Origin of the sequence: Saccharopolyspora erythraea NRRL 2338 (assembly GCF_000062885.1) — a bacterium.
Classification (GTDB): Bacteria; Actinomycetota; Actinomycetes; order Mycobacteriales; family Pseudonocardiaceae; genus Saccharopolyspora_D; species Saccharopolyspora_D erythraea.
In genome coordinates this window covers 2,443,062-2,456,413 of the sequence record NC_009142.1, presented here as the reverse complement: position 1 = coordinate 2,456,413, position 13,352 = coordinate 2,443,062, and the positions used below count along the sequence as shown (strand labels likewise).

At 71.9% G+C, this 13,352-nt stretch carries 13 protein-coding genes; 1 reads left to right on the top strand and 12 read right to left on the bottom strand.

The window, feature by feature from the left end; translation table 11 throughout:
* Positions 1-45 precede the first annotated feature (45 nt).
* The 9 genes from SACE_RS11080 to SACE_RS11040 form a co-directional block, all read right to left on the bottom strand.
* Positions 46-612, bottom strand: a complete 567-nt coding sequence (locus tag SACE_RS11080) for a DUF4333 domain-containing protein (RefSeq protein ID WP_011873616.1) — start codon at positions 610-612, stop codon at positions 46-48.
* Between the two features lie 106 nt (positions 613-718).
* Positions 719-3,496 carry a DEAD/DEAH box helicase gene (locus SACE_RS11075; RefSeq protein ID WP_009945842.1) on the bottom strand — a complete coding sequence of 926 codons (2,778 nt, stop codon included), beginning with the start codon at positions 3,494-3,496 and terminating at the stop codon, positions 719-721.
* A 217-nt stretch (positions 3,497-3,713) separates the two neighbouring features.
* A complete protein-coding gene (locus SACE_RS11070) occupies positions 3,714-4,598 on the bottom strand; it encodes a diacylglycerol/lipid kinase family protein (RefSeq protein ID WP_009945843.1) in 885 nt (294 codons plus the stop codon).
* Positions 4,599-4,658: 60 nt separating this feature from the next.
* Entirely contained in the window at positions 4,659-5,612 is a 954-nt protein-coding gene (tatC, locus tag SACE_RS11065; protein WP_009945845.1) for a twin-arginine translocase subunit TatC, read from the bottom strand.
* Between the two features lie 19 nt (positions 5,613-5,631).
* Positions 5,632-5,904, bottom strand: a complete 273-nt coding sequence (gene tatA / locus SACE_RS11060) for a Sec-independent protein translocase subunit TatA (RefSeq protein ID WP_009945846.1) — start codon at positions 5,902-5,904, stop codon at positions 5,632-5,634.
* A gap of 69 nt (positions 5,905-5,973) precedes the next feature.
* Positions 5,974-6,180 carry a bacteriophage holin gene (locus tag SACE_RS11055; RefSeq protein WP_009945847.1) on the bottom strand — a complete coding sequence of 69 codons (207 nt, stop codon included), beginning with the start codon at positions 6,178-6,180 and terminating at the stop codon, positions 5,974-5,976.
* A gap of 18 nt (positions 6,181-6,198) precedes the next feature.
* Positions 6,199-7,170, bottom strand: a complete 972-nt coding sequence (locus SACE_RS11050) for a helix-turn-helix transcriptional regulator (protein WP_009945849.1) — start codon at positions 7,168-7,170, stop codon at positions 6,199-6,201.
* Positions 7,167-8,159: a helix-turn-helix transcriptional regulator gene (locus tag SACE_RS11045; protein ID WP_044547278.1), complete on the bottom strand. Its 993-nt coding sequence runs from the start codon at positions 8,157-8,159 to the stop codon at positions 7,167-7,169. The genes SACE_RS11050 and SACE_RS11045 overlap by 4 nt, the downstream gene beginning before the upstream one ends.
* 88 nt (positions 8,160-8,247) lie before the next feature.
* Positions 8,248-8,487: a hypothetical protein gene (locus SACE_RS11040; RefSeq protein ID WP_011873613.1), complete on the bottom strand. Its 240-nt coding sequence runs from the start codon at positions 8,485-8,487 to the stop codon at positions 8,248-8,250.
* Between the two features lie 373 nt (positions 8,488-8,860).
* On the opposite strand from SACE_RS11040, the gene SACE_RS11035 reads away from it, so the two are divergent.
* Complete coding sequence (locus SACE_RS11035) at positions 8,861-9,565, top strand: SDR family oxidoreductase (RefSeq protein ID WP_009945854.1); 705 nt, start codon at positions 8,861-8,863, stop codon at positions 9,563-9,565.
* A gap of 60 nt (positions 9,566-9,625) precedes the next feature.
* Here the strand turns inward: SACE_RS11035 and SACE_RS11030 are convergent, their stop codons facing one another.
* The 3 genes from SACE_RS11030 to pafA form a co-directional block, all read right to left on the bottom strand.
* Positions 9,626-10,255: a class F sortase gene (locus tag SACE_RS11030; RefSeq protein WP_009945855.1), complete on the bottom strand. Its 630-nt coding sequence runs from the start codon at positions 10,253-10,255 to the stop codon at positions 9,626-9,628.
* Positions 10,256-10,257: 2 nt separating this feature from the next.
* Positions 10,258-11,442, bottom strand: coding sequence for a hypothetical protein (locus SACE_RS38540; RefSeq protein WP_011873612.1), 1,185 nt, complete (start codon positions 11,440-11,442; stop codon positions 10,258-10,260).
* A gap of 309 nt (positions 11,443-11,751) precedes the next feature.
* Positions 11,752-13,110, bottom strand: coding sequence for a Pup--protein ligase (pafA, locus tag SACE_RS11020; RefSeq protein WP_009945858.1), 1,359 nt, complete (start codon positions 13,108-13,110; stop codon positions 11,752-11,754).
* Positions 13,111-13,352 lie beyond the last annotated feature (242 nt).

The following is a 13,352-nucleotide window of genomic DNA, read 5'->3' as shown; positions in this document are numbered from 1 at the left end:
CTGCCCGCGGCCGCGGGCCTCGGTCGACCCGTTCGAGTGTGACGGTCAGCGGGGGTGGCCGACCTCGTAGGTGCCCTTGTCGTTCTTCACCGTCACCTTGACCGACTGCTGCCTGCCCTCGACGGTGACCCGGCAGTCGAAGCTGTGCCCCGGCTGCACCGCCTGCCCCGACGGGCAGGTCACCGGGCCGACGTCACCGAGCCGGTAGGAGGTCTCCAGCGTCTGCCGCACGCCCTTCTCGACGCTCTCGGCGTCGAAGACCGACCGCACGAACCACCCGGGTGCCACGAAGCCCAGCACGAACACCGCCGCGGCGACGACCACGAGGACGACTCCGCCCAGCACCCACGGCAGCGCCCGGCGCTTGCGCTTCTCCGGCGCGGGGCCGCCGAAACCCGGTTGCCCGCCGAAACCGCCCTGCGGGTACTGGCCGTAGGGCGCGGGTGGGGCGCCGTAGGGCTGCCCGCCGTATCCGCCCTGGTGCCCGTAGCCACCCGGCTGGCCGCAGCCGTACCCGGACTGCGGAACCCCACCCGGGTAAGGCCCGGGGCCCTGGGGCTGCTGCCCCCACGGGGGCTGCTGTCCCCCCGGCGGGCCGTAGGGGTTCGTCATCTTCACCTCCGGACGTCGATCACGAACGATCGCGTGACTGCCCGCGGAACCGGACGGCTCCGCCGAGGCGATCCAACCACAGCCGCCGTCACGGCCGCCTCTGCCGTCACACCACGCCCGCGGCGACCACCCCGCGGCGGATCGCGGTGACCGCCTTGGCCGCGGCGGCCCCGACCGGGTCGGACTTGCCCACGACGTCGCGGATCTGGTCGAGCAGATCCACCACCTGGCGGCACCACCGCACGAAGTCACCCGCCGAGAGCTCGTGACCGGTGGACTCGGCGGCGGTCAGCACCCGCTCCAGGCTCTCCCCGCGCGCCCACCGGAACACCGGCCACGCGAAGCCCGGGTCGGGCTCCCTGGTGCGGTCGAGCTTGTGCCTGCGCTCGTCGTCCTCCAGCTCCCCCCACAGCTGCCAGGTCGCCTGCAGCGCGTCGGACACCGCACCCGAGGGCACCGCCGGGGCCATCGGCCCCTCCCGGCGCGACTCGTAGACCAGCGACGACACCACCGCGGCCAGCTCCGGCGGCCCCAGCTTCTCCCACACCCCGACCCGCAGGCACTCCGCAGCCAGCAGGTCGGACTCGCTGTAGAGCCGGGTCAGCCGCCTGCCGTGCTCGGTCACCGGCTCCTCTGCGTCCTCGTCGAGCAGCACGTAGTCGCGCTCGGCCAGCAGTGCGATGATCCGGTCGAACGAACGCGCCAGCGAGTGCGTCGTGGCCGCGACCTTGCGCCGCAGCTGCTCGGTCTCGCCGCGCAGCCGCTCGTGGCGCTCGGCCCAGCGCGCGTGGTTCTCCCGCTCGTCGCAGCCGTGGCACGGGTGCGCCTTCAGCGCCCGCCGCAGGCTCGCCAGCTCGGCGTCGTCGGCGGCGTCGGCACGGCGCCGCGACCGCCCGCCCGGGGTGCTGATGCCGGTGTTGCGCAACGTCGAGGCCAGGTCGCGGCGCGACTTCGGCGAACGGGTGTCGACGTGCTTGGGCAGCTTGATCCTGCCCAGGGCCTCCACCGGGGAGGTGAAGTCGGCGACCGAGAGCCTGCCCGCCCACCGGTCCTCGGTGACCACCAGCGGCCGGGGCTCGCCCATCGGCTCCAGACCCGGGTCGATCACCACCGCCAGACCCGAACGGCGACCCGCGGGCACCGCGATCACATCGCCCTTGCGCAACCGCTCCAGCGACTTGGCCGCCTCGGCCCGCCGCGACGCCCGGTTCTGCCGGGCCAGCGCCTTCTCCCGGTCCGAGATCCGCTTGCGCAGCCCGAAGTACTCCTCGAAGTCGCCCAGGTGGCAGCGCATCGACTCGGCGTAGCCGTCCAGGGCGTCGGCGTTGCGGTCGACCCGCCGCGACATCCCGACCACCGAGCGGTCGGCCTGGAACTGCGCGAACGACTGCTCCAGCAGCTCCCGCGCCGACTCCCGGCCGACCCGCTGCACCAGGTTGACCGCCATGTTGTAGCCGGGCCGGAACGACGAGCGCAGCGGATAGGTCCGCGTCGAGGCCAGCCCCGCGACCCCCTTCGGGTCGATTCCCGGCTGCCACACCACCACCGCGTGGCCCTCGACGTCGATGCCCCGCCGCCCGGCACGGCCGGTCAGCTGGGTGTACTCCCCCGGGCTCAGGTCGACGTGGGACTCGCCGTTGAACTTGACCAGCCGCTCCAGCACCACCGTGCGGGCCGGCATGTTGATGCCCAGCGCCAGCGTCTCGGTGGCGAACACCGCCTTGACCAGGCCCCGGACGAACAGCTCCTCGACGGTCTCCTTGAACGCGGGCAGCAGACCCGCGTGGTGGGCGGCCAGCCCGCGCTCCAGCGCCTCGCGCCACTCCCAGTAGCCCAGCACGGTCAGATCCGACTCGGGCAGGTTGCTGGTGTGCTCGTCGATCACCCGCCGGATCTCGTCGACCTCGTCCTCCGAGGTCAGCCGCATGCCCGCGCGCACGCACTGGCTCACCGCCGCGTCGCAGCCCGCCCGGCTGAAGATGAACACGATCGCGGGCAGCAGGCCGGCCGCGTCCAGGCCGTTGAGGATCTCCACGCGCGACGGCGCGTAGAAGCGCGGCGGACGCGGCCCCCGGCGCTTGCCGTTGGGGCCACCACGACGCCCGTAGGGCGTGTGCACCCGCGACAGCTCCTGGGTGTGGCGCAGCAGGTTCGGATTGATCTTCAGCTCGCGGTCCGTGGTCTCCCCGCCGAACAGGTCGAACATCCGCGAGCCGACCAGCATGTGCTGCCACAGCGGCACCGGCCGGTGCTCGTCGACCACCACCGTGGTGTCGCCGCGCACCTCCACCAGCCACTCGCCGAACTCCTCGGCGTTGCTCACCGTCGCCGACAGGCTGGCCAGCTGCACGTACTCGGGCAGGTGCAGGATGACCTCCTCCCACACCGCGCCGCGGAACCGGTCGGCCAGGTAGTGCACCTCGTCCATCACCACGTAGCCCAGCTGGTCGACCGTCGACGAGCCCGCGTAGAGCATGTTGCGCAGGACCTCGGTGGTCATCACCACCACCTGCGCGTTGCCGTTGATGGAGGTGTCACCGGTCAGCAGGCCGACGGCGTCCTCGCCGTAGCGCTCGCACAGGTCGGCGTACTTCTGGTTCGACAGCGCCTTGATGGGCGTGGTGTAGAAGCACTTGCGCCCCTCCGAGAGCGCCAGGTGCACGGCGAACTCGCCCACGACGGTCTTGCCCGCGCCCGTGGGCGCGCACACCAGCACGCCGTGACCGGACTCGAGCGCCTGGCAGGCGGTGCGCTGGAAGGGGTCGAGCTCGAAGGACAGCTCCCCCGCGAAATCGGCCAGCTTGGGGTGGGCGCTGCGGCGCGTGTGCGCCGCATAGCCCTCGGCCGGGGACAGCTTGGCGATGTTCGAACGGCTTGCAGCCACACCCCAAGGTTTTCACACCTGACCGACGCTCGTCGCAGGTACGTGCGCAACTGCTCATCACACAGCGCAACACCCCGACCCCGCACGGCTCACCACGACACCCCGCGACCCCTTCCCGGAGGGGGACCAGCCAGGGGTCCGTGCTACATGCGCCTCAATGCAGGACGCAGGATCCGCCGCCACACAAACAACTCCTGGAACACTCGCCCAGGCACGCTCAGCTAGGCCCCACCACCTCCAGCGCCGCACGCTCGCACCGAACACCCAGCGGCAGCCTGGCCTGCGGCTCCCCGTCGGCGTAGCCGAACCACCCGTTGTCGCCGCCGAGCCGCACCGCAGCCGCCCGCAGCGTCCGCACCGCCGGGTGCCGCACGTGGTCACCCGAACACATGCCCGGCAGGATCCGCAGCAGCTCCCGCCGCGACACCTCCCCCACCACGGTCACGTCGAACTGCCCGTCCGAGGGGTCGGCGTCCGGGCAGATCGGGATGCCGCTGCCGTACCAGGCGGTGTTGCCCACCGCCACCCAGCACGCGTCGAGCTCGAGCAGCTCCGACGCGGTCTCGACGCGCAGCGGCATCGGGCGCAGCCCGGCCAGCTCGCGCAGCACAGCCAGGTCGTAGCGCCGCCTACCGCGCGGCCACCGCATCCGGTTGGCCCGCGCGCTGACCATCGAGTCGAACCCCGCGCACAGCACCGTGGCGAACCAGCCGCCGCCCACGACCCGGCCCAGGTCGATCCGGCGGCGCTCGCCCCTGGTCATCGCCTCGGCCGCCGCCCGCGAAGCCAGCACGGGGTTGGACGGCACGCCCAGCGCACGCGCCAGGTCGTTGCCCGTGCCCGCCGGGATCACCGCCAGCGCGGTCGAGCTCCGCGCGCAGGACTGCAACGCCAGGTTCACCACGCCGTCCCCGCCGAGCACCGCGAGCACGTCCACACCGTCGGCGACCGCCTCGGCCGCCGCCTCCGACGTCGCCGCCGCATCCGGCGCCACCACGACCCGCACCCGTGAGACCGCGCGGAGGTGACCGGCCACCGCACCTGCCACCTTCGCCGCCAGGCCGCCTCCGGCCGCCGGATTGATCACCAGCACACTGCGCACAACGCCGTATCCTGGCCCAACGGCCCCGGGGCCGACCACCTACTTAAGTTGCCCGCTCGATCAGGTGATGTCGTCGTGCTTCGCGGGCGCGGACGGGGTCACGTCCAGCTGCGAGGGCCGGTGGTCGATCTCCGAAGCGTCGTCCAGGCCGATCCCGGCCATCCCCTGCTTCTCCAGCTTCCTGGCCTTCGACCGGTCGTGCGCCCGGCACATCAGCGTCGCGACGCCGAACAGCAGGCTCAGCGCGGCGGCCAGCGCCAGCATCGAGATCGGGTCCTGCCCGGGGGTGGCCACCGCGGCGAAGACGAACAGGGCGAAAACCAGCCCGCGCCACCAGCTCTTGAGCTTGGCGTAGGTGACGACCCCCGCCCGGTTGAGCATCACCAGGATCAGCGGCAGCTCGAAGCTCACACCGAAGATCACCAGCATCAGCAGCACGAAGTTGATGTAGTCGCCACCGGTCAGGGCGGTGAAGAACGTCTCGCCGCCGAAGCCGGCCATGAACGTCAGGCCCTCCGGCACGACGAAGTAGGCCAGCACCGCGCCCGCCACGAACAGCACGCTGGCGAAGCCGACGAAGGTGCCCGCGAACTTGCGCTCCTTGGCATAGAGCCCGGGCGTGATGAACGCCCACACCTGGTACAGCCAGATCGGGCTGAACAGCACCGCACCGACCGCGATGCCCACCTTCATGCGCAGCATGAAGACCTCGAACGGCTTGGTCTGCAGCAGCTGGCACTTGCCCGGCGTCGGGCTGAAGCGCATCTCCGCGGGCATCGCGCAGTAAGGCCCGGTGATCAGCTGCCCCAGCGAGGGCAGGCCGAAGACCGTGTTCGAGAACCACCAGAAGCCGAAAGCACCACCGATGACGACCGCGACGAGGGCCACACCGAGCCGGTAGCGCAGCTCGTAGAGGTGGTCGACCAGCGTCATGGTGCCGTCGGGGTTGTGCCGACGTCCCCACCTGCGCCGGTCGGCGCGGAACGGGTTCAGGCGGCGCAGCGGACTACCCACCGTGAGATCCCGCCCTCAGTCACTTCTTGCTGTCGTTGCGCTGCGTTTCCTCGACCGGAGACGCGACCGTCGGGGCGCTGGACTCACCCGCGGTGAGCTGCTGCGGCTCCGACTTGGCCTGCTTCTCGCGCTTGGCGGCCTCTTCGTCTTCCTTCATGCCGCGCGCCTCGGCCTTGAAGACGCGGGCGGACTGGCCGAGGGAACGCGCCATCTGCGGCAGCTTGGTCGCACCGAAGAGGAGCACCAAGACACCGACGATGAGTACGAGCTCCCATCCACCTGGCAGACCCATCCGTGCACAACCTTTCGTGAGTTCCCCGCATGCCATCGTACGCGGGAAGAGTAGTGGTCAATAGGGCCGCTAAACAGACCCGCGCCGACGCTCCGACAGGGCCACCCGGAGGCCCGCGCTGCGTGCTTTCAGCAGACCGGTGCGGTCGCCGACGTCGGATGCGACGCGTTTCTGCAGGGCCCTGACGCGGCCCAGCACCCGGATCGTCCTGATCAGCAGCACCAGGAGGAGCAGGAGTCCAGCGCCCAGCAGTACCAGGCTCAACACGTACGGCACCCGATCACCGTAACCCCCTCAGGTGGACGGCAGGTGACGTGCCCGCGTCAACGCCTCCTCGGCGCGTTGACGCACGTCACAGGCCAGGTCGTCGGGTCCGCTCACCCGCACCCGGCCACCCTGGCCGAGCACCAGCCGCACCATCCAGGACCGGTCGGAGTAGCGCATCCGCACCCGGGCCCGGCCACCGGGCAGCTCGACCAGGTCGTCGACCGGGTAGTACTCGGCCACCCACCGGGCGTCGGGCTCCAGCTCCAGCTCCGCCATCCGCTGCTCGGGCGCGGGCCGGAACAGGCCCTCGGAGAAGTCCGCCGGGTGCGCGTCCGGCGGCGGCTGCGCCGGTTCGGGCAGGACCTCGATGTCGTCGATGCGGTCCAGGCGGAACAGCCGCATCCCCTCGGCCTGGCGGCACCACGCCTCCAGGTAGCTGCGGCCGTCGATGAGCAGCAACCGCATCGGGTCCACGGTCCGCTCGCTGATCTCGTCCCGCGACGCGGTGTAGTAGCGCATCCGCAGCGCCCGGCCACCGGTCGTGGCCTCCTGGACGGCCTCGCGGACGCCCGGGGCCATCGGACCCTCCCGGCCCGCGAGCCCGACGACGACGCCGGCGGGCCGGGCCTGGCCGACCGCGTCCTCCACCTTGGCCAGCGCGCGCTGCACGGCGTCGGTGTCGGTGATGCCGGGCGTCTCCGCCAGCGCCCGCAACGCCACCAGCAGCGCGGTCGCCTCCGACGCCGTCAGGCGAAGCGGCCGGTTCATGCCCGCGTCGTAGGTGACCGTGACGGTGTCGCTCTCGAAGGAGAGGTCGATCAGGTCGCCGGGGCCGTAGCCCGGCAGGCCGCACATCCACAGCAGCTCCAGGTCGCGCCGCAGCTGCTGCTCGCTGACGCCGAAGTCGGCGGCCGCGTCGGCCACCGGGATGCCCGGTCTGCTCAGCAGGTACGGCACCAGGGCCAGCAGCCTCGGCAGGCGCTCGGTCGCGCTCCTCATGCCCGCATCTCCCCTCGGGCGGTGTCGGCGGCCGCGCCCAGGTGCGTCTCGTGGACGGTCTTGCGCAGCGTGTCGGGTTCCAGCACCACGACGTCGGGCCCGTACCCGGCGATCCACGTCGCGGCGGACTCCGGGTAGACCAGGTCCAGCTCGACCACGTCCCCGGGCACGCCGTCGAGCTCCATCGCGTCGACCACGGTGGACCTGCGCCGCAGGCCCTGCGCCCGGCCATGCTCGATCCACAGCCGCGCCGGGGTGATCGGGGGCGTCTCCCGTTCACCGCCGGCGACCACGCGCAACAGGTCCACATCGGGCGGACGCTGCACGACGTCGCGCGGTCCGGTCGCCTCGACCGCACCGACCACCCTGGACAGCCGGAAGCACCGCTCGGCCTGCCGGTCGCGGTCGTGGCCGACCAGGTACCAGCGGCCGCGCCACGACACCACGCCCCACGGCTCGACCGTGCGGCGGGTGGCGTCCTGGCTGCTGGGCCTGCGGTAGTCGAACCGGACCACCCGGCCCGACTGCACCGCCGCCAGCAGCGGCGCGAAGGCGGGTTCGCTGGTGCGGACCTTGGGCTCCACCGCGGCGGAGGCGCGCTCGTCGACGTCGACGCCCGCGGCGCGCAGCTTCAGCAGCGCCCCGCGCGCGGCCCCGGTCAGCTCCGGGGAGTCCCACAGCCGGACCGCCAGCGCCACCGCGGCGGCCTCGTCGGGCAGCAGGTCGACGTCGCCGAGCTCGTAGTCCCGGCGCGCGATGCGGTAGCCGTCGGTGAGGTCGAACGCCGAGTTGCGCCCCGTCTCCAGCGGGATCCCCAGGTCGCGCAGCTCGGCCTTGTCGCGCTCGAAAGTCCGGAAGAACGCCTCGTCGTTGGGCGCGTCCGCATAGCCGGGCACGATGCCCCGGATTCGCTCCGCCGTGAGGAACTGGCGAGTGGACAGCAGACACAGCACCAGGTTCACCAAGCGTTCAGCACGCATAGTGGCCACTTCGAAACTCTAGCTCCACACCAGGTGATCAAGTGTTCGGGTGCCCAGGCCCCTCGGAGGCCCACCGCACGGCGGCGAGCGGGCCGCCTCACGTCCCCAGCCGGACCGCGCCCTCACCGGTCAGCACGGCGGGCACCCTGCTGCCCAGGTCGTCGGTCCTGGCGGGACCGAGCAGGCCGCCGTGCACGAGCCGGCGGGCGGTGGCCTGGTCGCACAGCGGCAGGCCGTCGACGTAGAGGTCGGGTTCGGAGCTGCAGGTGATCTCCACCCTGCCTTCGGCGACCGCGCGCAGGGTGGCGCGTTCCCGGTTGTTCAGTTCGACCAGCATGCCGGATGCCATCTCCAGCCTTTCGTCGTCTCTGCGCTGGGGGTGCTGACCGCACCTCGGGTTCCCACGCGCGGGACAGCTCGCGGGTTGCCTCGTGGGCTGAAGGATTTCCCCAGTGGCGCAAGGACTTCTTTGCGCACGACTACGAGTGCACCAGCGTGCGCGCAACGTGGCCAGAGTAGGAATACCTGACGTGCGGCGAGCACTGTTGCGTCGCGTTGGCGACCGGCCGCCGTTGGTGTGGCCGACGAGATCGTTCCGGCGAATCGGAGCTTCGATCTTTTCGCTTCGGGACTCACCACGTTTGATTTCATTCGATGCTGAATGGGTGAATGTGATCGAGGGTGGGTTCGGTGCCTCTAGGCTGAGCCGCATGTCCTCACCGGTCATGTTGATCACTGGTGCCTCCCGCGGGATCGGCGCGGCGACCGCCCGCGCCGCGGCCGCGGCCGGTTACCGGCTCGGGCTGGTGGCCCGCTCCGCCGACCGGCTCTCCGCCCTCGTCGACGAGCTGGGCCCGGCCGACGCCATCCCGCTGATCTGCGACGTGGGCGACTGGGCGCAGATCAGCGCCGCCGTCGAGCGCACCGAAGACCACTTCGGACGACTCGACGCCGCCTTCGCCAACGCCGGCCTGAGCCTGGAGACGTCCTTCCTCGGCGACAGCGGCGCCGACCCCGGCCAGTGGCGGGACCTGGTGCTCACCAACGTCTGCGGCCCGGCGCTCACCGCCCGGGCGGCCCTGCCCGCCCTCGTCAGGTCCAGGGGGCACCTGCTGCTGACCGGTTCGGCGGCCGGGCGGGGCATCCGCCCCGGCAACCTCTACTCGGCGACGAAGTGGGCGGTCACCGGGATGGCGCAGAACATCCGCGCCGAGTGCGTCGGGACCGGTGTCCGGGTCACGCTGGTGCAGCCGGGACTGGTCGAAACCGGCATGAACACCCCGGAACAGCTCGACCGCCCCAAGCTGCGCCCGTCCGATGTCGCCCAGGCGGTGCTCTACGCGCTCTCGCAGCCGGAATCGGTGGACGTCAACGAGATCATGATCCGCCCCACCGGGCAGCACCCGCTGTGCTGAGACCGGCACGCGCGACGGCGTGGCAGGCGGAGCCGTGCCCTGCCTGCCACGCCGGACCGGTCACCCGCCCTGGAGCAGGTTCGCGTAGACGATGACGTTGTCGCGGTAGCTGTGCGCCCTGCTGTCGAACGACCCCCCGCAGGTGATCAGCCGCAGCTGCGCGTCCGGTGTGCTGCCGTAGACCGACTGCGTCGGGAAGCTCGACTTCGGAACCCTCTCGACGCGCTGCACCCCGAACCGGGCCGTCGTGCCGTCCTGGCGCCGGACGTCGACGACGTCACCCGGCACCAGCTCGTGCAGGCGGTGGAAGATGCCCGCCTTGCCCTTGCCGTCGACGTGGCCCGCGATGACCGCGGGGCCCGGCTCGCCCGGCGTGGGCCCGTTGCGGTACCAGCCCGCCTGCATCGGCTGGGACACCGGCGGCACGTCCAGCGTGCGGTCCGCCCGCAGCCCCAGCTCGACCAGCGACGACCTGGCTCCGATGCGGTGGACGTCGATCCGGACCGGCTTGGAGTCCGGCATCGGCGAAGCCACCGGCGCCGATGCCCGGCCGCTGTAGCCGGTCTGGTAGCCCGGACCGGGACCGCCCGAGGACATCGCCCACCCGCCGAGCAGCAGCACCAGGGTCGTGAAGGTGACCGCCGCCGCGATCAGCAGGCGGCCACCCTTCGAGCTCGTGATCTTGTTCATGACTACCGCCCCTCGGCGTCGCCGTGCAGCCCGCTCGACCGGCGACGGGTCACGAACACGCCGACCAGGGCGCTTCCGACCACGACGCTGCCCGCCGCGAGCAGGACCATGTCGTCGGTGAGCCCGTCCGGGCTGCCACCGCCGGTGTCCACCGAGCCCTGCGGGACCTCGGAGACCTGCGCGACGGCGTCGCCGTTCCAGCTGCCGCCCGCGTAGGAGCCACCGCCGTAGGTGCCCGAGCCGCCGGTGTACTCACCACCGCCGTACGAGCCGCCGCCGGTGTATCCACCGCCGCCGTTGTCGGTACCACCGTTGTCGGTACCGCCGTTGTCCGTGCCGCCGTTGTCCGTACCGCCCGGGTTCGGCGCCCCGCCCGTGTCCGGCTTGCCGTTGCCGGTGTCGGGCGGCGGAGGCGTCACGGGAGGAGGTGTCACTGGCGGGGGCGTCACCGGAGGCGGGGTGACCGGAGGTGGCGTCACCGGGGGAGGTGGCGTCACCGGTGGCGGGGTGACCGGCGGCGGCGGAGGCGTCACCGGCGGCGGAGGCGGCGGCTTGGACGGACCGCAGACGAACGGCAGCGGGATCAGCTTGCAGATGTCGATCGGCGGCTTGCCCGGCAGCGGCGGCGGTGGCAACGGCAACGGCCGTGGCGGCGGAGGCAAGGGATTCCCGGGGATCGGCGGCAGCCCAGGGATCGGCGGCAGCCCAGGGATCGGCGGCAAGCCGGGAATCGGAGGCAGCCCAGGAATGGGCGGCAACCCGGGGATGGGCGGCAGGCCCGGAATCGGCGGCAGGCCGGGGATCGGCAGGAAGTTCTGCCGCGGCTTCTGCTCGTTCTCGGGAGCTTCGATCCGCGGAGTCTTGTCCCGGCTCGAACCGGTGGTGTCGCGGTCGGAGCCGGTGCTCTTCTTGCCACTGCCACCCTTGCCGTCCTGCGCGCTGGATCCGGACGCGCCGCCGGAACCGCTGCTCGAGCCGCCCCCGGTGGATCCGGAGCCGTTCGCGCTGCCGCCCGAACCGGACTCGCCGGTCGAGCCGCCGTCGTCGGACCGGCTCCCGCCCTGGCTCGCCAGGTGCACGACCGGCGCGCCGGCCTGGACGGTCTCGGCGAGCGCCGAGACCGGCGCCATGGCGCAGCACGCGGCTCCCGCGAAGATCACCCCTAGGGTCCTGATCGTTTTGCTCATGTGGGCCTCACTCATCCCGCCCGGCGCGGAGACCGGGTCCGTGGCTGATCGGTGATGGCCGGGCACCGGGTGTTGCCGCATGCCTGGCCTGCACCGAAAGCCTGCTGGTCAGAGGCCCGCGGTTCGATGGAGCGAGCCCCCGGCCGGCGGGAGGGGGCCATAGTTTTCGAGGTGGTGCGGGCACCGGCGGGAGGTGGGCGAACGGTGCGTCCGCCGGTAGGGCCCATGCAGCTCGGCAGGTGGAACCGGCGAGCGCGCGCAGCAAGACGCCGACCGCACGAATGCGGTCGGCGTCGCCGGTCCGGGCTGCTACAGGGAGCTGATGAGCCGCTCCACCCGCTCGTCCACCGCGCGGAACGGGTCCTTGCACAGCACCGTGCGCTGCGCCTGGTCGTTGAGCTTGAGGTGCACCCAGTCCACCGTGAAGTCCCGGCCCGCGGCCTGCGCCGCCGCGATGAAGTCACCGCGCAGCTTGGCCCGGGTGCTCTGCGGCGGGGTGTCCTTGGCCGCCTCGATCTCGCCGTCCTCGGTCGCCCGGTCCACCAGGTCCTTGCGCTGGAGCATGTCGAACAGGCCCCGGCCGCGCCGGATGTCATGGTAGGCGAGGTCCAGTTGCGCTATGCGCGGGCTGGAGAGCTCCAGGCCGTGCTTGTTGCGGTAGCGCTCCAGCAGCCGCAGCTTGATCGCCCAGTCCACCTCGCGGTCGATCAGCGAGTAGTCCTGGTGCTCCACTGCGTCCAGCGCGCGGCCCCACAGGTCGAGGATCCGCTCCGACATCGGGTCCGAGCCGCGCCGGGCCACGTGGTCGACGGCCCGCCCGTAGTACTCGCGCTGGATGTCCAGGGCCGAGGCCTCCCGGCCGCCCGCGAGCCGGACCGTGCGCCTGCCGGTGAGGTCGTGGCTGATCTCCCGGATGGCGCGGATGGGGTTGTCGAGGCTGAAGTCGCGGAACTGCACGCCCTGCTCGACCATCTCCAGCACCAGGTTGGCCGCGCCCACCTTGAGCAGCGTGGTGACCTCGGACATGTTGGAGTCGCCGACGATGACGTGCAGCCGCCGGTAGCGCTCGGCGTCGGCGTGCGGCTCGTCGCGGGTGTTGATGATCGGCCGGGAGCGGGTGGTCGCGCTCGACACGCCCTCCCAGATGTGCTCGGCGCGCTGCGACAGGCAGTACACCGCGCCGCGCGGGGTCTGCAGCACCTTGCCCGCGCCGCAGATGAGCTGGCGCGTCACCAGGAACGGCAGCAGCACGTCGGCGATCCGGGAGAACTCCCCCGACCGGCCGACGAGGTAGTTCTCGTGGCAGCCGTAGGAGTTGCCCGCCGAGTCGGTGTTGTTCTTGAACAGGAAGATGTCCCCGCCGATGCCCTCGTCGGAAAGCCGGCGCTCGGCATCGATGAGCAGGTCCTCCAGGATCCGCTCGCCCGCCTTGTCGTGGGTGACGAGCTGGACCAGGTCGTCGCACTCGGCCGTGGCGTACTCCGGGTGCGAGCCCACGTCGAGGTAGAGGCGGGCTCCGTTTCGCAGGAAGACGTTCGACGAACGCCCCCATGACACGACCCGCCGGAACAGGTACCTGGCGACCTCGTCCGGGGACAACCTGCGCTGCCCGTGGAAGGTGCAGGTGACCCCGAACTCGGTCTCGATGCCGAAGATCCTCCGCTGCATGCTCTCCACAGTAGGCGTATCGGCCGCTGTCGGCGGTCCGCCGTTCGGGCTTGTTTCCCGATTTGCACGGTACCGGTGCGTTACATTCCGCCTGGTCACGGACCGATGACTACGCTTCGTGGCCGCGCGTGCACACCTGCGGGCGGCGTGTCCAGGCCCGATGCGGGCGCCGCGCGCACGCCTGCCACGCCTGGCGGTGGCGGCCTCGGCCACCGCGGCGGTGACCAACGGGTAGCGTTTCG